23 protein-coding genes and 1 riboswitch are annotated in these 22,328 nt (G+C 45.1%); of the genes, 10 read left to right on the plus strand and 13 right to left on the minus strand.

Annotated elements, in window-relative coordinates; translation table 11 throughout:
• Window positions 1–72 precede the first annotated feature (72 nt).
• Window positions 73–178, minus strand: a riboswitch (SAM riboswitch).
• A 214-nt stretch (window positions 179–392) separates the two neighbouring features.
• A complete protein-coding gene (locus IEV27_RS08455; protein WP_188377035.1) occupies window positions 393–1,667 on the minus strand; it encodes an L-lactate MFS transporter in 1,275 nt (424 codons plus the stop codon).
• A 158-nt stretch (window positions 1,668–1,825) separates the two neighbouring features.
• Window positions 1,826–2,203, minus strand: a complete 378-nt coding sequence (locus tag IEV27_RS08460) for a VOC family protein (protein ID WP_188377036.1) — start codon at window positions 2,201–2,203, stop codon at window positions 1,826–1,828.
• 108 nt (window positions 2,204–2,311) lie between these two features.
• Between IEV27_RS08460 and IEV27_RS08465 the strand changes: the two genes are divergently transcribed.
• The 4 genes from IEV27_RS08465 (at window position 2,312) to IEV27_RS08480 (ending at window position 4,920) form a co-directional block, all read left to right on the plus strand.
• Window positions 2,312–3,025, plus strand: coding sequence for a sulfite exporter TauE/SafE family protein (locus IEV27_RS08465; protein ID WP_188377037.1), 714 nt, complete (start codon window positions 2,312–2,314; stop codon window positions 3,023–3,025).
• Window positions 3,026–3,140: 115 nt separating this feature from the next.
• The gene (locus tag IEV27_RS08470) at window positions 3,141–4,040 is read left to right on the plus strand and encodes a DMT family transporter (RefSeq protein ID WP_188377038.1); all 900 of its coding nucleotides are present in this window, start codon (window positions 3,141–3,143) and stop codon (window positions 4,038–4,040) included.
• 94 nt (window positions 4,041–4,134) lie between these two features.
• Window positions 4,135–4,305, plus strand: a complete 171-nt coding sequence (locus IEV27_RS08475) for a hypothetical protein (protein ID WP_188377039.1) — start codon at window positions 4,135–4,137, stop codon at window positions 4,303–4,305.
• 12 nt (window positions 4,306–4,317) lie between these two features.
• Entirely contained in the window at window positions 4,318–4,920 is a 603-nt protein-coding gene (locus IEV27_RS08480; RefSeq protein ID WP_188377040.1) for a class I SAM-dependent methyltransferase, read from the plus strand.
• A gap of 95 nt (window positions 4,921–5,015) precedes the next feature.
• Here IEV27_RS08480 and IEV27_RS08485 read toward each other — a convergent pair whose 3' ends face one another.
• A complete protein-coding gene (locus IEV27_RS08485; protein ID WP_188377041.1) occupies window positions 5,016–5,666 on the minus strand; it encodes a YdeI/OmpD-associated family protein in 651 nt (216 codons plus the stop codon).
• Window positions 5,667–5,809: 143 nt separating this feature from the next.
• Here IEV27_RS08485 and IEV27_RS08490 point away from each other — a divergent pair, with 143 nt between their 5' ends.
• Window positions 5,810–6,748, plus strand: a complete 939-nt coding sequence (locus IEV27_RS08490; protein WP_188377042.1) for an LCP family glycopolymer transferase — start codon at window positions 5,810–5,812, stop codon at window positions 6,746–6,748.
• 241 nt (window positions 6,749–6,989) lie between these two features.
• Window positions 6,990–9,341 (plus strand): immune inhibitor A domain-containing protein, encoded by a 2,352-nt coding sequence (locus IEV27_RS08495; protein ID WP_245345407.1) that lies wholly within the window; start codon window positions 6,990–6,992, stop codon window positions 9,339–9,341.
• A 43-nt stretch (window positions 9,342–9,384) separates the two neighbouring features.
• Here IEV27_RS08495 and IEV27_RS08500 read toward each other — a convergent pair whose 3' ends face one another.
• From IEV27_RS08500 to IEV27_RS08545, 10 genes are read right to left on the minus strand one after another with little or no spacing between them, the layout of a single operon-like run.
• Complete coding sequence (locus tag IEV27_RS08500; RefSeq protein ID WP_188377044.1) at window positions 9,385–9,849, minus strand: hydrogenase maturation protease; 465 nt, start codon at window positions 9,847–9,849, stop codon at window positions 9,385–9,387.
• A complete protein-coding gene (locus IEV27_RS08505) occupies window positions 9,849–11,255 on the minus strand; it encodes a nickel-dependent hydrogenase large subunit (protein ID WP_188377045.1) in 1,407 nt (468 codons plus the stop codon). Before IEV27_RS08505 ends, IEV27_RS08500 begins: the two co-directional genes overlap by 1 nt.
• Complete coding sequence (locus IEV27_RS08510; protein ID WP_188377046.1) at window positions 11,248–12,153, minus strand: hydrogenase small subunit; 906 nt, start codon at window positions 12,151–12,153, stop codon at window positions 11,248–11,250. The genes IEV27_RS08505 and IEV27_RS08510 overlap by 8 nt, the downstream gene beginning before the upstream one ends.
• Entirely contained in the window at window positions 12,153–12,635 is a 483-nt protein-coding gene (locus tag IEV27_RS08515) for a cytochrome b5 domain-containing protein (protein WP_188377047.1), read from the minus strand. Before IEV27_RS08515 ends, IEV27_RS08510 begins: the two co-directional genes overlap by 1 nt.
• A 30-nt stretch (window positions 12,636–12,665) precedes the next feature.
• Window positions 12,666–13,676 (minus strand): hydrogenase expression/formation protein HypE, encoded by a 1,011-nt coding sequence (hypE, locus tag IEV27_RS08520; protein ID WP_188377048.1) that lies wholly within the window; start codon window positions 13,674–13,676, stop codon window positions 12,666–12,668.
• 2 nt (window positions 13,677–13,678) lie between these two features.
• Window positions 13,679–14,785, minus strand: a complete 1,107-nt coding sequence (gene hypD, locus IEV27_RS08525) for a hydrogenase formation protein HypD (RefSeq protein ID WP_188377049.1) — start codon at window positions 14,783–14,785, stop codon at window positions 13,679–13,681.
• Complete coding sequence (locus IEV27_RS08530; RefSeq protein ID WP_188377050.1) at window positions 14,772–14,993, minus strand: HypC/HybG/HupF family hydrogenase formation chaperone; 222 nt, start codon at window positions 14,991–14,993, stop codon at window positions 14,772–14,774. The genes hypD and IEV27_RS08530 overlap by 14 nt, the downstream gene beginning before the upstream one ends.
• Before the next feature lie 14 nt (window positions 14,994–15,007).
• Entirely contained in the window at window positions 15,008–17,287 is a 2,280-nt protein-coding gene (gene hypF / locus IEV27_RS08535) for a carbamoyltransferase HypF (protein ID WP_188377051.1), read from the minus strand.
• On the minus strand, window positions 17,272–17,931 hold the full coding sequence (hypB, locus tag IEV27_RS08540; protein WP_188377052.1) for a hydrogenase nickel incorporation protein HypB: 660 nt from the start codon (window positions 17,929–17,931) through the stop codon (window positions 17,272–17,274). Before hypB ends, hypF begins: the two co-directional genes overlap by 16 nt.
• Window positions 17,928–18,287: a hydrogenase maturation nickel metallochaperone HypA/HybF gene (locus IEV27_RS08545; RefSeq protein WP_188377053.1), complete on the minus strand. Its 360-nt coding sequence runs from the start codon at window positions 18,285–18,287 to the stop codon at window positions 17,928–17,930. The genes hypB and IEV27_RS08545 overlap by 4 nt, the downstream gene beginning before the upstream one ends.
• A gap of 192 nt (window positions 18,288–18,479) precedes the next feature.
• Here IEV27_RS08545 and IEV27_RS08550 point away from each other — a divergent pair, with 192 nt between their 5' ends.
• From IEV27_RS08550 to IEV27_RS08565, 4 genes are all read left to right on the plus strand, one after another.
• Complete coding sequence (locus IEV27_RS08550; RefSeq protein WP_188377054.1) at window positions 18,480–18,902, plus strand: hypothetical protein; 423 nt, start codon at window positions 18,480–18,482, stop codon at window positions 18,900–18,902.
• 21 nt (window positions 18,903–18,923) lie between these two features.
• On the plus strand, window positions 18,924–19,607 hold the full coding sequence (locus IEV27_RS08555) for an LppM family (lipo)protein (RefSeq protein ID WP_188377055.1): 684 nt from the start codon (window positions 18,924–18,926) through the stop codon (window positions 19,605–19,607).
• Between the two features lie 22 nt (window positions 19,608–19,629).
• On the plus strand, window positions 19,630–19,842 hold the full coding sequence (locus IEV27_RS08560; protein WP_188377056.1) for a hypothetical protein: 213 nt from the start codon (window positions 19,630–19,632) through the stop codon (window positions 19,840–19,842).
• A 363-nt stretch (window positions 19,843–20,205) separates the two neighbouring features.
• Window positions 20,206–22,125 (plus strand): endonuclease MutS2, encoded by a 1,920-nt coding sequence (locus tag IEV27_RS08565; protein ID WP_188377057.1) that lies wholly within the window; start codon window positions 20,206–20,208, stop codon window positions 22,123–22,125.
• The last annotated feature ends 203 nt before the right edge of the window (window positions 22,126–22,328 follow it).

Below are 22,328 nucleotides of genomic sequence, written 5' to 3' on the forward strand. Positions count from 1 at the left end.
TCCGTTTAAAATATAAAAAAACCCTTCTACTTTTCTGTTAGAAAAATAGAAGGGTTGGTTTGAACGTCCCGACTCTTATCTTTCAGACAGAAAGTGTCTGCTGGAAGGAGCACCTTGTTTTTTAAACAGGTTGCCGCGGGATCAAAGGACCAGGTTCCTCCACCGCTCTCGATAAGAATTTTATGAATTTAACGACTATTCTACTTGTATATTGAATAGTCTGTCAATAGTTTTTTTAAAATTAGCTTTGGAAACAAGAAAAGGCGGGACGAGCGAGTCGCTTTACGTTTTACAGGCTAATAAAACAGTTTGACCCCAGGTAGACTCATTGAATTACGCGGATTATCTATCAAAAAAACTCCGGCCATAGACCGGAGTTTTTAGCTCATATATTAATAGTTTACCGCTTCTTCTTCTCTTTGTTTCTCATGCATCTCTCTCTCAATCTTCTTAATGTCTCGCTTCATAAAGATGGAAAGAATAAACGCAAGTGTGATTAACGCGAAGAATACATAAAATACGGCCGTGTACCCATTGGTTTGTGCTCTAATTTGTGAAACAAGCATCGGGCCGAATACGCCTCCGAGCGACCAAGTCGTTAGGAGATAGCCGTGAATGGAGCCGAGCTGCTTCGTTCCAAACAAGTCGCCGATAAACGCAGGAAGGTTGGAGAATCCGCCTCCGTAACAGCTGACGACGAGGAAAATAAACACTTGGAACAAGATAACATTTGTCGTTAATGGAAGGGTGAAAAAGGCAATCATTTGGATCACGAAAAAGATGAAAAAAACATTGGACCGGCCAAGATAGTCTGAAGCTGCGGCCCAGCCAATTCGTCCTCCGCCATTAAAGATCCCCATGATCCCGACCATCGTTGCGGCTGCAGCGGCTGATAAACCGACGACTTCCTGAGCCATCGGAGATGCAACGGAAATCATCATAATTCCCGCGGTCGTGTTAATGAGCATCATGCCCCATAACAGCCAGAATCGTCTTGTCTTCACCGCTTCTCTTGACGTTAATTGCTGCAAGTCTTTTTTAAAGACCTTTTTCCCGGAAGCCATATCTTTTTTCATAGAAGACGGCATCCAGCCTTCTGGAGGCGGTGCAATGTATGAAGCACCGAGCATAATAAATATAAAATAAGCAGCGCCTAGTAAGTAAAATGCATTAGAGATTCCTACAGATGACATTAAGCTGTCAGCTAAGGGCGCTGTAATAAGAGCTCCTGTTCCAAAGCCCAGTACGGCTAATCCAGTTGCTAATCCTCTTCGGTCAGGGAACCACTTTACAAGGGTGGAAACAGGTGAAATATAACCAATTCCAAGTCCCAGGCCGCTTGCAAGCCCGTAAGTAAGCAGAAAAAGGGGAAGGGATTCGACGGCAATGGCCACTCCGGATCCAGCTTGTCCTATTCCAAATAACACAGCGGAGACCATCGCTGATTTACGCGGTCCGCTTTTTTCAACAAATTTTCCAAACAGGGCGGCTGAGGAACCAGCGAGCGCCATCATAATTGTAAATGCGATCGTTACTTGAGTAGGTGTCCAGCCCATTGCTTCACTGACGGGAGTCGTGTAAACGCTGTATGCGTACGCGCCCCCGATGGAGAGATGAATGGCAATAGCTGATAAAGCAATCAGCCATCTGTTTTTCGTTGCTTCCATGTTGTTCCTCCTCTATGTACGGTTTGTAAGCGTATACAAATGAGGATACACGGTGTGGAATGCAAAATCAAATTATTTAGAAAACTTTAAAAAATCTGAACAAAAAGACCTGTTTTTCCAGAAGCTGTTATTCTCGAGAGCACGGCTTTTATTTTAGATTAAATGGTTGTTTCGCTCATGAGAGCATGGACGTTTCCATCCGTGTCTTCAAAAAACGTCATCCACGTTTCCGAATGATCCATTTTAGCCACGACGTGAGGCTCGTCTATGAAGGAGACACCTTTTTCTTTCAGTGCCTCATAGGTTTGCTCAATATCATCTGATTGAAAGTAAATCACAGAACTGTGAAGAGAAAACTTTTCTTTTTCAGGAAGAGTTAACAGGATGCGAACGTCATTGCATTCCAGGAAAGCCATCGTTTCCGTATGAAACAGCAGTTGAAGACCTAATTGATGTTGATAAAAATGAAGCGCTCGTTCAACATTTTGTACAGGAACCCCAATTTGACCGATCTTTCGAATGGTTGCAGTGTACATCGTCTCTCTCCTTATGGATCTTTTTATTAAAATTATACATGATCAAGGGGAGGGAAAGGCGTATGATAAGATAGAAATGGAATTTATTTTGAAAAGGTCGGAGTTCAATTGGATATTGTATTGTTTATTGTCATCATAGCGATCGCATCGATTCTTCAAACGAGCACAGGGTTTGGCTTCTCCATTTTAGCCACGCCTTTTTTGTTGCTTTTGTTTGAACCAAAAGAAGCGATTCAAATCAACTTAATTTTATCTCTGGTTATATCAATGGTCCTCATCCGCAAGATTTATCATGATGTCGATTTCGGCATCGTGAAACGGTTTGCGATGGGAAGTGCGGTTGGTCTGCCTCTAGGAATGTTTGTCTTTCTTGGCCTTGATATCGTCAGGCTGAAGCTTGTGGTCAGCGTTATTATTTTAGTGTTAACGATTCTTCTCATCTTAAAGTTTCGCATGGATCAAACAATGGGCAGAGACCTCGGGGTCGGCGGGATTTCAGGCATCCTGACGACGAGTATCGGCATGCCGGGCCCGCCGCTTCTTCTTTACTTTTCTGGAACAGATACAAAAAAAGAGACACTGCGAGCGACGACGCTTGCCTTTTATTTATTCATTTATTTGGCAAGCCTCCTTATTCAAGTATTCGCTGCGGGCACCAATCCGAAAATTTGGGTGTCGAGCGGCCTTGCACTGCCTCTTGTTTTCGGCGGGATGTATGCAGGGCAAAGGCTGTTTCACTGGGTAAGCCCTCAGTTATTTCGGGTGTTTACTTATCTGATTTTATTGTTTACGGGTATTTACTTATTGGTCGAGAATTTATAATAATTGGTAAAAACGATCAGTGTTCTCTTGTTTTTCCAGTGACCACCCCTTAAGATGAAGAGTAAAAGAACACTTCTATTCGCTAATGTGTGAAAGCGGAAAGGGGGGAGATCACATGAATGCAAAAGCTATGATGCTGGCTTTAGTAACGATCATTATTTGGGGATCCACATTCGCTGCGATACGCGCCAGTCTTCACGGAGGATATACCGCCGGTCACCTCGTGCTGGTCCGTTATCTCATTGCTTCTGCTGTCTTTCTTTTATTGGCGTTATGGCCTGGGGTTCGTTTTCGCCTTCCTCGCAAGGAAGACATTCTAAAAATTTGTCTGCTTGGCTGGGTCGGGATCAGTCTTTATCACATTGGCGTCACCTTTGGAGAAATCACCGTCTCCGCGGGCACAGCAGGCATGCTCATAGGCTCTGCACCGATTTTTACTGCGCTCATTGCCGTCCTGTTTTTAAGGGAACAGCTCGGCTTATTCGGCTGGCTCGGTCTTGGCATCGGGTTTACCGGAATTCTTCTGATTACACTAGGGACTTCAGGGGATTCTTTTTCCATATCTGCGGGAGCATGGCTCGTGTTAATGGCAGCGGTAGCAACGTCTATTTTCTTTGTTTTTCAAAAGCCGTTATTTGCTCGCTATCGACCGCTTGAATTGACCGCTTATTTCACATGGGCAGGAACGCTTCCGTTTCTGATTTTTTCGCCGGGGGTATGGGATTCCGTTACGGGAGCGACGCTTGAAGCGAATCTATCTGCCCTTTATGTCGGAATTTTTCCAGCAGGTGTAGCTTACGTGACGTGGGCAACCGCCCTCTCGCTCGGAAATGCAAGCTCAGTGACCAGCATGATGTACTTAGAACCTCTCGTGGCGATCCTCGTCGCCTGGATATGGCTTCAGGAATGGCCGAGCACGCTTTCTCTTGTTGGAGGGGGAGTAGCGATTTTAGGTGTCGTTGTAGTCAACGGCCTTGCGAAAAAGCAGAAGGTTCCTTTAAGGAAAACAGCTTAACCTCATGGAAATGCCGGCCAAAGTCTTAATTGACCGGCATTTCTTAATTTCTGGTACACTAATAAGACAGAAAATGGTCGGGAGGGGTCAAGAGGTGTTCAGGAGATTTGTCATTCTTTTTCTAGCCGTATTTATCGGCGCCGGCGTGATCGATTACGTACGCTTTGAGGAAGTCAACTGGGTGATGAACGTTATCCAGGCTTTCTTTTTCGCGCTGGTCTATGTACTCATGTTGAAGTTATTTGGAGGATCCAAACGAAAATAGGAGGAGTTCATGATGTCTAAGAATCAATGGGATGAGCGTTTTGCTGAAGAAGGATTTGTCTATGGAACGAAAGTGAATGAGTTCATCAGGCAGCATGCCGGGATCTTACCTGCGAATGCAAAGGTGACATGCTTTGCAGAAGGTGAAGGACGAAACGCCGTTTATTTAGCAGGTCAGGGTCATAAAGTGACGGCCTATGATCAGTCGCAGATTGGTCTTGATAAAATGAGCGAGCTTGCCCGCGAACAAGGTGTAGAAGTCACTCCTGTACAGGCGGATTTAACGAAAGATGAAGTCGGAACATTAAGCAGCGACGCAGCGGTCATGGTGTTTGGGCACGTGCCTAAGTCGGGTCAGCCCTTTCTTATGAAAAGTATCTTCACTTCAGTAAAGCCTGGAGGTTATATTTTGTTTGAGGTCTATTCCGAAGAACAGCTGGAATACGGCACGGGCGGACCGCCATCAAAGGATCTGCTTTATGACCCAGCTGATGTTCTGCATTGGATCGAAGGCTGCAAAGTGCTTCATTTTTACTACGGCGAAGCGGTACGTCATGAAGGGGACCGTCATACTGGACTTGGTCATGTGATTCAAGTGGTGGCGCAGAAGCCGTGATATCATTGCTCTGCCTTAACACTGAATAGAATAGAGAAACGGCCAACTCAGTCGAGAGAGTTGGCCGTTTCGAGATGATGCTTAGAAGCTTAAGCTTATCTTTGTTTTCTCCGGTACAAATCCAGCGTCTTATACCCTTGCGATAAAACGTCCACCATCTGCTGGCAGCGTTTCTGACGGGTCTTCTCCTGCTTTGCGGAAAAAATCTGCCGTGCCCAGTCTTTTTGATAACCCGGGGTCAGTTTTTCATAGAAGGCGAGTTCCTCAGGGTACTGGCGGAGCATTTCTTTAACATCCTCAATTTTATCCTCGTAGTCCGCTACAGACTGACTTGCCGCTGTGGATTTTACTGCTCTCTTTTTCTCACGTTTTAATCCAGTAACCGTAAACACATCATCCATACTGACCATTCGTGAGAACTTCACATCGCTTCCGTCGACGTAACGATCGTCTCCAATCGATAATGCTGGAAAAATCTCATCTCGGTGAATATACGTCTCATAACGCTTATTTCCTTTTTTCGGGTAAGCGAAATAAAGATAGCCGCCCTCAAGCAGCAGGTCATTTTTAATAATGTGCTTCGTATAATCTTTCATTTCTTCCACTGTTTCTATGAAAATAAAAATAGCGTCATGCTTCTGTGTGAGGTCAGACGGGCAGCCTGAAAACAGGTCATAATCGGCGGGTTCATTAAGTACAGTCAGCGTTGAATACTTGTCGAGCTTCAATTTATCGATCATTGTCATCGGCCTGGCTCCTTTTCTGTAATAGTAAAATTATAACAGATTTACGAGCTAGCCTATCCCCCGTACTTGAAAATTTTTCTTACAGATTTCATAAAAATAAGATATAATGGTGAGTTAGAGAGAAAAGGATGATGGGGGTACATATGAACAGAAGGCAGAGAAAAAGTAAACAGAGAAGAAAAATTCGATGGTGGAGAGTTTCGTTGGTTATTCTGGCGTTATTTATCGCAGGCGGGGGAACGTGGCTTTATTATGTCTACCATAACGTAAAGAGCACGGTCGATCAGGACGTCCATGAATCAGTAGATTCGATAGATAACGACATAACGAAGGGCAAGGTAAAAGATCAAGAGCCGCTGAACATCCTTTTACTAGGGGTGGATGAGAGAGCCAATGACCGCGGACGGTCAGATACGATGATCATACTGACGCTTGACCCGAATAATGAACGCATGCAGATGGTGAGTATCCCGAGAGACACGCGTACGGAAATCATCGGCCGCGGAACAACGGACAAAATTAATCACTCGTATGCTTTTGGCGGCAGTGATATGGCTGTGGACACAGTAGAGAATTTTCTCGATATTGAAATTGATTACTTTTCTACGGTCAATATGGAAGGGTTAGAGCAGCTTGTGGATGCTGTCGATGGCGTTACTGTTGAGAATGAGCTGGCGTTTTCAAATGGGCGCTTTGACTTTCCTGAAGGTGAACTTTATTTAGATGGCCGCGAAGCGCTGGCTTATGTAAGAATGAGAAAAGACGACCCTCAAGGCGATGCCGGCCGTAATGAACGTCAGCGTCAGGTGATTGAAGGGGTCCTTAGCAAAGGCGCAAGCTTCAGCAGCATGAATAAATTTCATGATATTTTAGATGTGTTAGGCGACAATGTCAGCACCAATATGGATTTCTCTGATATGCGTACGCTGGCTACGGATTATCGCGGCGCACGGAAAACCATAGATACGTATCAAGTGGAAGGCGATGGCACGTATATCGGTGAAGTGTGGTATTTGCTCGTTCCAGATGGTGAAGTAGAGAAAGTTCACCACATGATTAAAGATTATCCAGAGACATCCTAACAGGAGGTCAGTTCCTTTTACAAAGGAGCTGGCCTTTTTTGATGAGTTGATCAGGAATTTAACCGCTTTGTGTCACATCCCGATGAATCCTAGAAAACGGATGGAAATGTGTGTAAAAAAAGGTAGAAACAATAAGACCATGGTATGATTCTCAATTTTCTGAAATTAGAATATAGTTAAGTCGTTGCGAAAATATACATACCGGGAGAGTGGGAAGTTGAGAGTGAAAAAGTTTTGGTCCATGGTATTGATTGCAGTTTTATGTACAAGCTTGTTTACCGCATCACCAGCTTGGATTGTGTCGGCGGAAGAATCAACCAAAGAACACGCGCACGGCGAAGGTCCGTTTGACTTAGCTGTCGCAAACGAAGAACGACTGATCGAAATGCTGAAGGAGCGCGGTGATATTTCTAATAAAGCATCACCCGAGGAAGCGCAGCAGGGCTTAGAAGAATTTTTGAAAAAGAAATCGGAAAGTCTCAAAGAGCTGGAGGACGATGGCGAGCTGAATGAAGAAAAACAGAAGCTTGAGGAGGATGTAAAAGAAAAACTGAAAAACGGCAATAAAAATAAAGCCAAAGATAAAGCGAAAAAAGGGAAGAAGAATCTTGATTCCGCCGTAGAGGAGGACTATGACGGCGATGTCCGTACCGATCAAGTGCTCGTCCTGTTAGTGGAATTCCCGGATTTCAAAGCGGATCAAATTAAGTCCGAGGACACTGACATGTATTATGAAGAATACGTAAAAGAACATTATGAGGATATGATTTTTGGCGACGACGGGTATGAAGGGCCTGGCGGCGAGAACCTCGTATCGATGAAGCAGTTTTATGAGGAACAGACAAACGGAGCGTACACCGTTGAAGGAACGGTAGCCGGCTGGTACGAAGCCGAACATCCAGCGGCATATTACGGTGCGAATGTGCCGGAGCCGGACGGCAATGATAAGGAACCACGGTCCCTCGTCAAAGAAGCTTTAGCAGCTGCAGCGGCGGACCCTGAATTGGATTTATCACAATTTGATCAGGAGGATCGTTATGACCTGGATGGGGACGGTAATACACGTGAACCGGATGGTCTGGTCGATCATTTAATGGTGGTTCATTCGTCAGTTGGGGAAGAGGCTGGAGGCGGTCAATTAGCGGGAGATGCGATCTGGTCGCACCGTTGGAACCTCGGAGGTGTGTATGGGATTCCCGGAGCACCAGCGGCAGAAGTAGGTTACTGGGGCGGTGGAATGGCCGCTTATGATTACACGATCGAGCCAGCCGACGGAGCAGCCGGCGTTTTCGCTCATGAGTATGCCCACGATCTCGGCCTCCCGGATGAATACGACACGCAGTATTCCGGTGCCGGGGAGCCGGTAGCCTACTGGTCGATCATGTCGAGCGGCAGCTGGGCCGGGGACATTCCAGGTACGGAGCCGACTGGATTCAGCGCCTGGTCGAAGGAATACCTGCAGGCGGCTCACGGCGGCAACTGGCTGAAATATGATGAAGTAGATCTCAAGGACATTGATAAAAAAGGAATGGAGGTCGTGCTCGATCAGGCGAATACGAAAGGAACCAATTTAGATGCGATGCGTATTAATCTTCCGAATAAAGAAACCGTGATCAATACACCGTACAGCGGCGAGTATCAATATTTCAGCGGCAGCGGAAATAACCTTGATCATTCTGCTGAATTTAAAGTGGACTTAACGAATGGAGGAGGCGAGCTCAGCTTTAAAGCATGGTACGATATTGAAACCGATTGGGATTATGGATCGGTTCAAGTAAAGGAAGCGGGTTCAGATGAGTGGGACGCCATTTCAGGCAACATTACGACCGACACCGACCCGCATGAGCAGAACCCTGGGCACGGCATCACAGGGAAATCCGACGGCTGGGTAGATGCGGAATTTGATTTAAGTGATTATGCCGGTAAGAACATGGAAGTAAAAATTAACTATTGGACAGATGTAGCAGCTATTAACCCCGGTCTTTACGTTGATGACATTCACGTCTCCGTTGAAGGAGCAGATACTGATTTACTTTTTGATGATGCAGAAGGAGAACCGAAAGTCACGTTAGACGGATTTACGAAAGACACCGGGGTGAAAAACTCGGAACACTACTATTTACTTGAATGGAGAAACCATCAAGGTGTAGATAAAGGTTTAGGAAATATCCGCCGCGGCGCCAGCTTAATGTCCTATGATCCTGGACTGGTCATCTGGTACGCCGATAATAAATATAGCGATAACTGGACAGGATTGCACCCAGGGGAAGGCTATCTAGGTGTAGTGGATGCCGATCAGAAGGGGATTTTCTGGGATGATGGAGCAGCAGCCTCCACGCGGTTCCAGGTGCACGACGCGGCATTTAGTCTCCGGCATGATGAAAAAATGTTTATTGACTATCATGACACGTTAGGAGGAACGATTGAAGATAAGAACAAACAGTTTGTGAAAAAATTCGACGATAGTAAGAATTACTTAAATAAAGCTCTGCCGGATGCCGGACGCAACGTACCGAATTACGGGTTGAAGATGGAAGTCACAGGCGAAGCGAAAGATCGAACGGTTGGAAAAGTGTTAATTAAAAGAGATTGAATTAAGAAAGGAGCGCTTGGGGGAGCGCTCCTTTTTTGTTGGTTTATTCGGCTGATTCGTTTTTAATGAGGTCCTCGATCATCGATTGCACTTTTTCTAAAAGTAAACGCCAAATCTCGTTTATTGGGGCGCTCAGTCCGATATGAAATTTAATTTCATGAGGCTCAACTCCAATGAGAAATCCCTGGATACGATCTTTTTGCAGATAAAGCGATTGAAAGAGGTGAACGTTATGCGGCGAAAGGTCGAGCGGCTGCTTTTCATGTAATTGTTCGATCGGGTAAAGCGTTATATCTCCAGGATGCAAGCCCGTACAAACCGTATCTAAAATGATGACAAAAGAAGCGTCCTCTATTTGCTGAAGGCAATAATCAATATCTGATTCACCAATGAGATATTCTACGTTTTCGGGGTGATCACGTTTAGCGAGCTGCTCGACGAGATAGATGCCGATGCCGTCATCCATCATTAATTGATTGCCAATCCCCAGCACGATGATTTTTTCCATTAAAACACCTTGATGGTTTTGACTTGATTTCCTGGGCTGTAGACGTGAGTGGCACATGACATACATGGATCAAAGGAGCGGAGGATTCTTCCGATTTCTGCAGGTGCGTCAGGGTTCTGGATAGGCGTCCCGATTAAGGCTTCTTCAGCCACACCCCTCAGCCCTTTCTCATCCCTGGTAGAGAAATCCCATGTGGATGGGGTGATGATTTGGTAAAAGGATATTTTCTTTTCGTTTATTTTCAGCCAGTGTCCTAAAGCTCCCCGGGTGGTATCGACGAGTCCTCTTCCTGATGCGGCTTCAGGCAGCTCGTACTTTTTCTGGGTTTCGACATTTGGAATCACTTCGTTTAATAGAGTCTGCATGATTTCAACGATTTTTTTTGCTTCGAGTGCTCTGGCAATTGTGCGGTCCATAGCTGAAATACCGAGGTCACTCCTTCCAGATAAAATGAGTCGCGCCAGGGGACCTACTTCAAAAGGGAGGTCCTTGTATCGCGGCGCTTTTACCCACGAATAGGCTTTTTCTTTGTCCATATCGGGTTCGGCCACGAGTTCTTCAGGTTTGTACGTATTCTCTTTCGCTTTGTACCATGAGTAATCTATTTTCTCGCGAATGTTCGTTTCGTCAAAGGTCTCAACGGAATCTAGTGTAGAGACAAGCGGGTTTACATATAAGGTCCCGAGCTCTTTATAATCATTAAAAGCGCCATAGGTTAATAGATTTCCGTACCCTCCGCCTAAGCGGAAATATTCGGGGTAATAGTACGCAATCTCATAGACATCTGGAATCATTTTTTCTTCAATAAATTGAGCAATGGGTTGGAGTAGAGAGTCGAGGGAGACGATTTTCTCGCTCGTGGCTTTCGTCGTAATCCCGCCGATAAAAACGCCATGATTATGAGGCGCTTTTCCACCCAATACCGCTAACATCTGATGAGCAGAGCGGCTTATAGCCAGAGACTCAAAATAGTGCTTTGACATACGGTCGTTAACGGTTTGTGGCAGCCGGAAGTCCTCATGATTTGATTCGACAAGGGACACTTGATCGAGCTTTACAAAGTCTGGGACCGTGTACTGATAAAAGTGCCGGATATGGTTCTGTAAAAACTCGCAGCAATGAATGATGTCTCTTAAGTAGCGGCCTTGCTCCAACAGCTCGATGTTTAATGCATCCTCTAAAGCAAGGGAAGAGGCCATGGAATGGGCAGCAGAACAAATCCCGCATATTCGCTGGGTGAAATATACGGCATCAAATGGATTTCGATTCACTAACATTTGTTCAAAGCCCCGAAATAGATTCCCTTTCGTTTTTACGTCAACGACTTTATGGTGCTCCACAGTGACGTCAATTTCCATAAAACCGCTGATTCTCGTTAGTGGGTTAATCACAATTTTTTTATTCATCTTTAACCGTCCTCGTCGTGTCAAAGCTTATGAATGGTTCCATTCGATCAGGGAAACCGAAGGAAGCGCAGCCGATGCACGGGGTGTCATCACCGATCGGCCAATTCACGTGACCATTCCATTGTCTGGTCGGGCAGTCGGTTCTCGTGACAGGGCCGCGGCAGCCAAGCTTAAACAAACACGTTTTGTCACTTAATTTTTCCGCGAAAATCCCACGGTCGAAAAACGGCCGCCTCGGGCAGCGGTCATGAATGAGGGTACTGTAAAACATCAGCGGCCGATTTAAGTTATCCATATCGGGTTCGCCGTACAATATAAGGTGCGCGAGCGTGCCTAAAAACCAGTCCGGGTGAACGGGGCATCCTGGAAGCATGATGATGTCTTTATCGGGAAGCACTTCTTTTAAACCGACAGACTCGGATGGATTTGGTTTAGCGGCTGATACACCTCCGTGGGTCGCACACGCTCCAACAGCTAAAATATGAGAAGCCTTTTCTCCAAACCATTTTACCGCCTGAAGTCCGGTGAGGGGTTCGCCTTTATAGCGGCCTATGACATTGTATAAGCCGTTGTTTTTTAAAGCGACAGCCCCCTCGACGGCTAAAATAAATTCATCATCGATTGTACTCATCAGCTGTTCCATCGCTTGTTCTCCTTCAGCGGCCATTAAACTGTTGCTGTAGCGGAGGTCGACCATGGAAGTTAAGGTGTACTCAAAGCTTGGATTCTGCCCATTTAACAATGAAATAATATTGCCGGAACAGCCATTTAATTCAAGATATACGACCTTCTTTTTTTGGATAAGCCCTTTATTCACGCTTCTCCTGACGGTGGTGGATAATCGTTCGGCAATCGCTTCATTCGTTAGGGATTCAGGTGGAAAAACCTGCTCTGTCATTACACTAACCTCCCGACAATTGGCATAGTAGCTAAAATCGACTGCTGCCCTGCATGGCATGAAGCAAATTCGTTCGTGTAATCTTTTCCGGAGGTTAAACCAAAATGCGTAGCTGCAGCCCAGGCTCTATTGTTTGTTACGTCATATACGATTCCGTTGACGGCTACATATGCGGGTCTGCCATTTTTACCATCAAAAGTGGCTAATTCTTCAATCGTAAACGTTCGCTGATTGTTTGTTGGAGTGGTTTGGTTTTGGGAATTGGATGGAATTAGTGTTTCATTCCCTAAATAAGCTTGTGAGTGTATCTGATTGGCTAACAATTCACTAAGGAAATGAATGGAGGACAGGCTGTCCCATAAACGTTGAAACGTTTGGGTTTTCTCTGCTGAATCCTCCATATGGGAAAGCATGGAAAGATCGTATCGTGTCTGGGTGACAAGGTGATTAATCTCTTGTCTAATCATCTCGGTGTTGATCATGTTGTTCTCTCCTTAAGGCAGAATCCCTCGTTAACAAATCCTCGGCAGCAGCATCCCTGAGAGTCGGTGCAGTCTTCTCGTTGTCCCAATCGGTGTCCGCACGTGCAGCTTTCCTGCCGTATTCCCTTGAGCTGTGACTTGCCCAATCACTTTAGCCTCGGTTCCTAACGGATGTTTATTTAATAGATTTAATGCTTGTTGTTGGGATGCTCGATCGACAATGAGCACAAGCTTTCCTTCATTAGCTAGATAAAGAGGGTCAAACCCTAAGATGTCGCATGCGCCATGAACGGCATCGCGAATAGGGATTGCCAGTTCATCCACCTCTACCGTGCAATGAAACTCTTCACAAAGCTCCACGAGTGTGGTCGCCAGGCCTCCGCGCGTGGGATCTCTCATGATGCGGATCCCTTTTACTTCTTGCATAAGCTTATGGATCATGTGATTGAGCGATGCACAGTCGCTTTGTACCTCATTCAATAATCCGAGCTCCTGCCGTGCACTCATGATAGAGACACCATGATCACCGATCGTCCCGCTGATCATGACGGCATCCCCTTCCCTGATTGTTTCAGGTTTTAATTGATGTTCGCCGGTTATTCGCCCGATCCCTGTCGTATTAATAAATAACCCATCGACGCTGCCTTTTTCCACGACCTTCGTATCACCAGCTACAACTTTAACACCAGCGTGCTCAGCTTCAGCAGCCATACTATGGACGACTTTTTTTAAGTCAGGAAGGGGAAATCCTTCTTCAATAATAAATCCAGCTGTGAGAACTTCAGGGATTGCACCGGATACAGCTAAGTCGTTTATCGTGCCTGTGACGGCCAGCTTTCCTATATCTCCTCCTGGGAAGAAAATGGGGTTTACAACAAAACTGTCGGTCGTGACAGCAATATTCTCAAAAGGACCTTGCAAAATAGCGGAATCGAATTGCGTTTGATCCTGGTGTCCGAATGACTGAATAAATAGATGCTGGATCAGCTGGTGGGTTAATTCTCCGCCTTCTCCATGAGCTAAGCTAATTCTCCTAACCAAGATTAATCCTCCCTCATGTACTGATAATGAGCAGCGCACGTTCCTTCAGTGGACACCATACATGGACCGATCGGGTGAGTGGGGGTGCAGCCTTTAGCAAACAACATACATTCTTCTGGTGTAATGGTTCCTTTAATGATCTCGCCGCAGCGGCACTTTGTTTTTCGCGGTTCTCCTACCGAAACGTTAAATTTCTTCTTGGCATCGAATGAAGCATATTTTTCCTTAAGCACTAACCCGCTTCCTGGAATCGTGCTCATCCCGCGCCATACCTCGTCATAAGGCTCTAAATAATCGTCCAGCATCTTTTGTGCCACTAGATTACCTTCATCTTTTACAAGGTATGTATAGTCATTGAGGATATCCACCTTTTTTTCAAGAAGAAGCTGTAACAGTTTATACATTCCACTTAGCAGCTGAACAGGCTCAAATCCACTGATGACGCCCGGCATATTGTACTCTTTTGATAAAAAATCAAAGCTGCGCTTTCCAGAAACGATGGCTACGTGACCAGGCAAAAGGAAACCGTCCAGCTTCACTTCTCCAGCGTCAAGAAGGGTTCGTAACACAGGCTCTACCAATTTCGTCGTCATCCATATGCTGAAGTTTTGTAAGTTTTTCTTCTCTGCTTCACGAATGGCGAGAGCAAGAATCGGAATCGTCGTTTCAAAGCCGATCCCTAAAAAAATGACTTCCTTCTCAGGGTTTTCTTCGGCCATTTTCACGCTGTCTAACGGGGAGTAGACGACGCGAATATCCTCTCCCTCCGTTTTCGCTTTCATTAAAGTGAATTTGGAACCAGGTACACGCATCATATCGCCAAAGGTACAAAGAATACGATCAGGGCCTTTAGATAATGCAATCATGGCATCGATCGACTTTTGATCGGTGACACAGACGGGACAGCCAGGACCTGCAATGAGGCGGACATGATCTTTTAATCTAGCTTTAATTCCGGTTTTAGCAAGCGCCATCGTATGTGAGCCGCAGACTTCCATAAAGACGGGGCTTCGGCCATTCGCTGCTTTAAATTTCTCCGCTGCCTCCAGGACGGCTTCTAACGAATGACGGCTTAGATCTGGGTCTGAAAATCGTTCAAGTTCTATCATCGAGAAGATTCCTCCATTCGGTCATACTTTCCTTCGCGTATTCTTCATCCACGATCGTCATGGCCTGGCCCGCATGCAGCAATACATAATCATCAATCTTCGCGTCAGGTACAAATATTGTACCTACGTACATCCTTGACCCCATTACATCAACAAGGGCATGGTCGTCTTCAATTTTAATCACTTTTGCTGGTACTCCTAAGCACAAAAGCTTTCACCACCCTATTTGTTTACTGCCCGAGAGGCTATGATCAGCTGTCCTAATGATAATCCACCATCATGACAGGGCACTTTATTGTGTGTATATACGGTGAAGCCTTCCAGGTGAAGGCGTTTTTGTATGTGACGGGTTAAATAAATATTTTGAAAGGACCCTCCAGAAAGGACGACGTTTTTATTGAGGTCTGGTCTTCTCTTCACTAGTTTTTGAATCATTTCGATGCAGCAAGAAATGATGGTATTGTGAAAAGCCTCAATAATTAAGGAGGGAGGGACGTTGTTTAATTTGTCCTGGACAATTTCGTGAATCATAGAATAAAAGTCTATTTGCATGACTGGCTTCCCCGTATGAATAGAATAGGTATAAATTTTATTTGAAGAGTGAGTGGACCTTCTATTCATGTAATCGGATAATGTAATGGCGGGCTCTCCTTCATACGTAGAATGGTGGTTGATGCCAAGTATGGCACTTACTGCATCAAATAAACGGCCGCACGACCCAGCCATCGGCGAATGAATTTGCTGCTTCACCATCTGTTCAATGATATGAATTTGCTTTGTTTTCTCAGGAAAAAGTTCCACCGATAATTTCTTTCCTTCTTCAGGGCACCCATTAAGCAGCATCCCGACTGCATTTCTCCACGGTTCTTTCACAGCTTTTTCCCCGCCGGGAAGGGGAGAGTAGTGCAGGTGAGCCAGCCGTTCAAAAGAATCAGCATTTCCATATAGAAATTCAAACCCCCATAGGTGTCCATCGTCTCCGTAACCTGTCCCATCTAAAATAATACCTAGAGAGGGTTCTCCCAAACCATTTTCCTCCATGCATGACACGTGATGGGCGTGGTGGTGTTGAACGGGAATCACGTGGCTTGTTAAGTTTTTAGCCAGGGAAGTCGTTGTATATAAAGGGTGCTTGTCAACAGCAGCATAGGCTGCTTCCACCCCAAGCCATTTTCTATAGTGAGAAAGCTGGGATTCGAAGTGCTCTATCATTTCTTCATTGTCTAAATCTCCGATATGAGGACTCATGATCACATGATTTTGTCGCCCGAGGGCAAAGGTGTTTTTTTGCTGTCCACCTAACGCGATAATATCGTCTACTTGATCATTCGTTTTAATAGGGTCTGGAACGAGCCCTCTCCCATTTCGTAAATGCAGTAAACGATCACCATCCCATTGGACGAGTGAATCGTCGATTGGGAGGTGGATTTTTCGATCATGGGTTAAAACATAATCAGCTAAATCATGAAGCGACTCATCCTTATATTGAATGGGAAAACCTGAAGGATTAGCGCTTGTCATCACTAAGCAGTCTAACTCATTATTTTCGAACAATAAGTAATGAAGCGGCGTATAAGGGAGCATAATGCCGATGGTGGAAAGACCCGGCGATAAAAGGTCTGGCAGCGTACCCTCCGCTTTCTTCCGTAACACCACAATGGGTCTTGTCTGACCGGTAAGGGTTTCCTCTTCCTGTTTCGATAGATGGCAAAACTTCCTTGCGACGGCCAGCGACTTTACCATAATGGCTAACGGGCGTTTCGGTCTGCGCTTTTTAAGCCTTAGACGCGCTACCACCTTCTCTTGAAAAGCATCACATGCTAAATGATAGCCTCCAATCCCTTTGATCCCAACGATCTTTCCTTGTTTGATCAAGTCGATTACTTGAGTGATTTCACCCTGATCTCCGCTTATGACGTCCCCTGCTGTATGATAGAGCTTAAGTGCGGGTCCGCACTCCGCACAGCAAATAGGCTGGGCATGATGCCTTCTGCTCGTCGGGTCGTCATACTCTTCACGGCAGCGTCCGCACATTTCAAATTCTTTCATCGTCGTGTGCGTCCGGTCATAAGGGAGACGTTCAGTGATCGTATAGCGCGGCCCACACTGTGTACAATTGATAAAGGGGTAGAGGTAGCGACGGTTTTCAGGGTTGGAAAATTCTTCTAAACAATCCACGCATATAGCGGCATCCGGTGATACCCATGGGAGGGCGTTCCCGCTTTCCTCGCTCGCTATAATTGTGAAATCCTCATAATAAGAAGGCGCAAGCTGATGAGTAGTCAGCTCATCAATTTTAGCTAACGGCGGGTGAGAAAACGTTAATTCTTGAACCATTTCACTGAGCGCTGCTTGTTTTCCTTCCGCAATGATCTGCACGGTGCCCAGGTTATTTTGGACTGTGCCTCTAAGGCTGTATTTCTTGGCGAGGGAGTAGATAAACGGGCGGAACCCCACCCCTTGAATCCTGCCAGTTACGATGATCTTTAAGGCTTGATACATTTTTGGTAGGCATCCTTGATCCACTGAATCCACTCATCCATTCCTTCACCCGTGAGAGCCGAGAGCTGCTTGAATTCGGCTTTAGGGTGGATCGAAGCTAGATCTTTCTTAGCTTCTTCTATATCAAAAGGCAAATAAGGAAGTAAATCGATTTTGTTAATAATCGTTACGTCTGTTCGTCTGAACATAACGGGGTATTTTGGAATTTTGTCATTTCCTTCAGGAACACTTAGCACAACGACTTTATAGTCTTGTCCTAAATCATAGCCCGAAGGACAAACGAGATTGCCGATGTTCTCTATAAATAGAAGATCGATGTCGTGAAAATCAAACTCCGGCAGCGTTTTTGCAATCATTCGGGCATCCAGATGACAACCTCCAACTGTATTAATTTGGACGGTTTTTATCCCCAGCGAGCGCATTCGTTCCGCATCCCGGTCCGTCGCCAGATCCCCTTCAATGACGGCTATTGAATAGTCGTTCCCTAGAGACTTTACGGTTTCCTCAAGCAGCGTTGTTTTTCCCGCTCCCGGAGAGCTCATCACGTTAATAACAAGTGTCTTGTGATCTTTAAAAACCTTTCTGTTAAAGTTTGCAGCCATCGTAAGATCTTTTAGCACGTTCTCTTTCAGCTTCACTTTCACGTTCCATCACTTCCTTCATAAGATTCGACCTTAAATGTTTCACCTTTGACAAGCAGACAGTCTGTCCATTCGCACTTAGGGCAAAGAGCGATTTGATAATCAGGTTCAAACTCAAACCCACAGTTTTTACATTTGGATTGGGCTGTTTCACGAATGATATGAAGTTCGGTTTCTTCATCAATCAGCTCCAATCCTTGCTTCTGAAAATAAAAAAAGGCGATTTCTAAGGCCTCTGGTAATACATTGGATAAACTTCCAACGATCACTTCGATCTTGCTTACCTTTTGTATTGCCCGCAACCTCGCATCTTCAGAGACAAGGTTAATGATTTCAGACATAAGCGACATTTCATGCATACAAACCACCTTCTATTAATCTTTAGTAATGCTTATGCGTTACTTTGTATAGTAGAACTCTAATGAAACGAGATTAAGAGAGTGAATCTCCCCGAACAGATGAACGGGGGAAATAAATTCAGTCTCGATCATTCTCTGTTGGAAAAAATTATGATAATATGGCATTTAACTAAGAAAAAAGGGTGGAAGCTGATGGAGATCCTGATCCTGGTGTTTCTATTAAGTCCTCTCATCTACGTCATGTTAAGAAAGAAAGCATTGGCGTGGATTCATTTTGTTTTGACAGGTACGGCTTTTACCTTGTGGGTAAGCATCACAACGGGCTGGGTAAGTAGAGATGCAGGAAACGGTGCACTCCTCGCTGTGTTAGTTGCTGGAATGGCTATGACGGTAACCGGGGCTTCGCTTCTTTTCTTAAGGAAGAGGGGAACTACATTCATGCTGGCGCTCGTTTTTTTAATGACTGCAAGCGGGCTGTTTCTCTTTTTTGATCTCAATCAAGGAGATTTATCTTCCTTCATTGGGGTGCTAATCTATTATTTTATTCCCGTGTTCGTCGCGTTACTGGCGCTGATGGGTATTATTCAATACGAACGAAGGCATGCCGTTTCATAGTCAAATAGAGGAGATGTAAAGATGAACAAAAGAATTATTATGGCCTTAATGGTGCTCGCTTTGTTGCTGGCAGGCTGTGTAAAAGGAGATTTCGCTGTAGAAATCAACAAAGATGGCAGCGGCGTCAATACCATTACCTTAGGAGTAGAAGAAGCCACATTCGCTCAATTTGGCGGAGACGAGGGGATGCTGGATGACACGAATCAGGATTTGGAAACACAGGGTTATACGGTAGAAGAGCTTGATGAAGAAGGATACATAGGTATCAAAGCGACGAAGGAGTTTGAAGATGCAGGCGAGATGGACTTCATCCCGGATACGGCTAATATGGAACAGGGAGACGTGGATCCTTCGGCTGCGCAGGAAGATATAAATTTTACAGTGGACGAAGGCTTCTTTACGGACACTTATCGTCTAGAAGGCTCTTTCGATCTTGGCGGGGCGTTTGATTTAGGCGGTGTCGAGCAAATGATCGCGAATCAAATGGATCTTACATTTACCCTTGATCTGCCGATTCAGGCGAAGGAGCATAATGCCGATGAGGAAGACGGAAGCACGCTGACGTGGGACATTAACCCGACGGGCAGTAATGACATTATGGTTGAAGCGGATGCCCCGAATGTGACGAATATTATCATTGTTGGTGCCGCAGCACTTGCTGTTATTGCAATTGTGATTTTTCTATGGATGCGTAAAAAAAGATGAAGCAAAATAAGGAGGGGCAGTAATGAAGGTAGTAACTAACAAATATTTTATCAGTGCGTCCATTGTGCTTGTGACGCTGATGCTCGTCGGAAGCTTTGTACTTATGACCAGCAGCTATTTTAATACGAAAGAAATCAATAGATTCTCATCTCAATGCTATGACCATGGGGGAGAAGTCATCCTTGAGATTCATAATAATATCACCAATGATTATTCATTCGAATGTAAAAAATAAAAATATAATTGACAAAGTCACCGTTGCCAGCGTATAAATAAAGCATACCATTCTGCAACTATGGTATCTAAAAGGAGATTGTTTTATGAGTGTGACTGTTCTTAACTAATACGTAATCGTATAATCCTTGCTCGTTCAAAAAACGCCTGATCGTCAGGTGCTCTTTGTGTTGAACGAAAGCAAGGGTAGTTAAGAACAGGCATACCCGAAGATAGAAGGGAGAACTATGACGCGCCTGTCGTAGTTCCTTTTTATATCTGGAAACTGCAGAATGGTTGGTTGATCAGCCACAGCAGGGAGGAGTGTATCCGCCTGCTGTGGTTTTTTTGTATGAAAAAATTTAAAAATGAAGGAGATTTCACATTGAATAAACAAGCGATTCACAAATTAGGGTTTGATCAAATTGTGAAAGAGATCAGCTCTTATGCGTTAACGAATAAAGGAAAACAAACGATTCAGGCATTGGAACCAATGACGGAGCGCCGGCGGATCGAGCGGTCGTTTCAGGAAATTAAAGAAGCGGTTGCGATTCTTAACATTAACTCAAGTGTACCGATCTATTCGCTTGATTCCGTTACTCGATCTTTAGAGGAAGGGGAAAAAGGGAGGTACATTCGTGTGGAAGCCCTCAGCCGAATGATCGACTTCCTCGATCACTGCCGTAAGCTGAAAAGATTTATGGATGATAAAGGATATGCGGCACCGACCATTTCCGTTTACGTCGATTCCATGGAGGATCTAACAGAGCTTGAAGAAGAACTGCGCCGCTGTTTAAAAAATGGCCAAATTGATGATTATGCATCAAAAGCGCTGCTTAAGCTTCGCAGAGACTTGCAGCAGGAGCAGACGAAGCTGAGAAACCGGGCGCAGGAGCTTTTGAAAAAACGATCCTCGGTCCTGCAGGAGCAGATGATCGTTGAGAAAAATGGAAGGCTCACCCTTCCGGTCAAAAGAGAACACCGCCAAAAGGTAAAAGGTTCTGTCATGGATCAGTCCTCCTCAGGTGCCACGCTTTTTATCGAGCCAGCGGAGCTTGCGGATCGGCAGGCAGCCATTGAGCAGCTGAAGCTGTCAGAGCAGCACGAAGTCGAGCAGATCATGTACTATTTAACAGGCCTCGTCCTGGAACATAAGCCGGCGATACAACTTGCGGTTGACGTCATGCATCAGTATGATGTGATTTTTGCAAAAGGGAAATATGCCATGGAGATCGACGCCCGCCCTCCTCATTTAAATGAAGAAAACTTTATATCGCTCATCGATGCGCGTCATCCGCAGCTCGGTAAAGAAGCAGTTCCTTTGACGATTACCATGAAGGAAGAGGATCAGGCTTTAATGATCACAGGACCGAATACGGGCGGAAAAACCGTCACGCTAAAAACGACTGGATTGCTCACGATGATGGCGCAGGCTGGTTTATGGATACCGGCAAGTGGGGAATCGAACGTGATGATTTATGACGAAATCTTTTGCGATATTGGCGACGGTCAAAGCATTGAAGCCAACTTAAGTACGTTCAGCTCCAGGCTCGTCAATATTATTGAGATTTTGCGGAAGGCAGGGCCGCACACACTGGCTTTAATCGATGAGATTGGCTCAGGAACGGAGCCGAATGAAGGAATGGGTCTGGCACAGGCGATTTTAGAGAAGCTTGTCGAGAAAAAAGCGAAGCTGATGGTGACGACGCATTTTACCGAAATGAAAGAGCTTGCGAACAAACGCAATGATTTTATCAATGGATCGATGTCGTTTGATTTAGAAACGCTTCAGCCGACGTATCGACTCGTCATTGGGGAAGCAGGAGAGAGTCAGGCTTTTCAAATCGCATTAAAGCTGGGGCTTCATCCATCGATTATTGAGAGGGCTCATGAAGTCACCTATCAGCAAAAGGAAAGCTATCAAGTGGATGAAGCCCTTTTGAAAAGCAATGAAATGAAGCAGCAAATCATCGTGAACCGTTACGTGAAAAAGAAACCAGCTGCACCTAAAGAGAGCGCTGTGACTCATTTTAACATGGGGGACAACGTGAAAGTGAAAGCGACAGGAGAAACGGCCATTGTATACAAAGGGCCGGACGAAAATGGCGATTATATCGTTCAGCAAAAAGGAGAAAAGCTGAAGATCAACCATAAACGTTTGGAGCTCTATATCCGTGCAGAAGAGCTGTACCCGGCGGATTACGATTTTGATATTATTTTTAAATCAAAGGAATATCGTAAAGTGACAAAGCAGCTCGATCGTAAGCATATCGAAGGGCTGACCATTGAAGAGGAAGAAATTTAATCGTTATACGAGGACCCGTTTTCGATAAGAAAGCGGGTTTTTTGTTCATTCGCTTGGAGAGTGAAAAGGGTTGGCGGAAACAGCACGTTAAAACGTGTAGTTTTGTTCTCAAAAAGGATTGCTTTTTTAAAAGGAAAGGCTTACAATAAAAGTATAATATCAGGTCATCAGATGACCTTACTTCTAAAAGGTAATCAGATGCT

This window comes from Halobacillus andaensis (assembly GCF_014636475.1).
In the GTDB taxonomy this organism is placed as follows: domain Bacteria; phylum Bacillota; class Bacilli; order Bacillales; family Halobacillaceae; genus Halobacillus_A; species Halobacillus_A andaensis.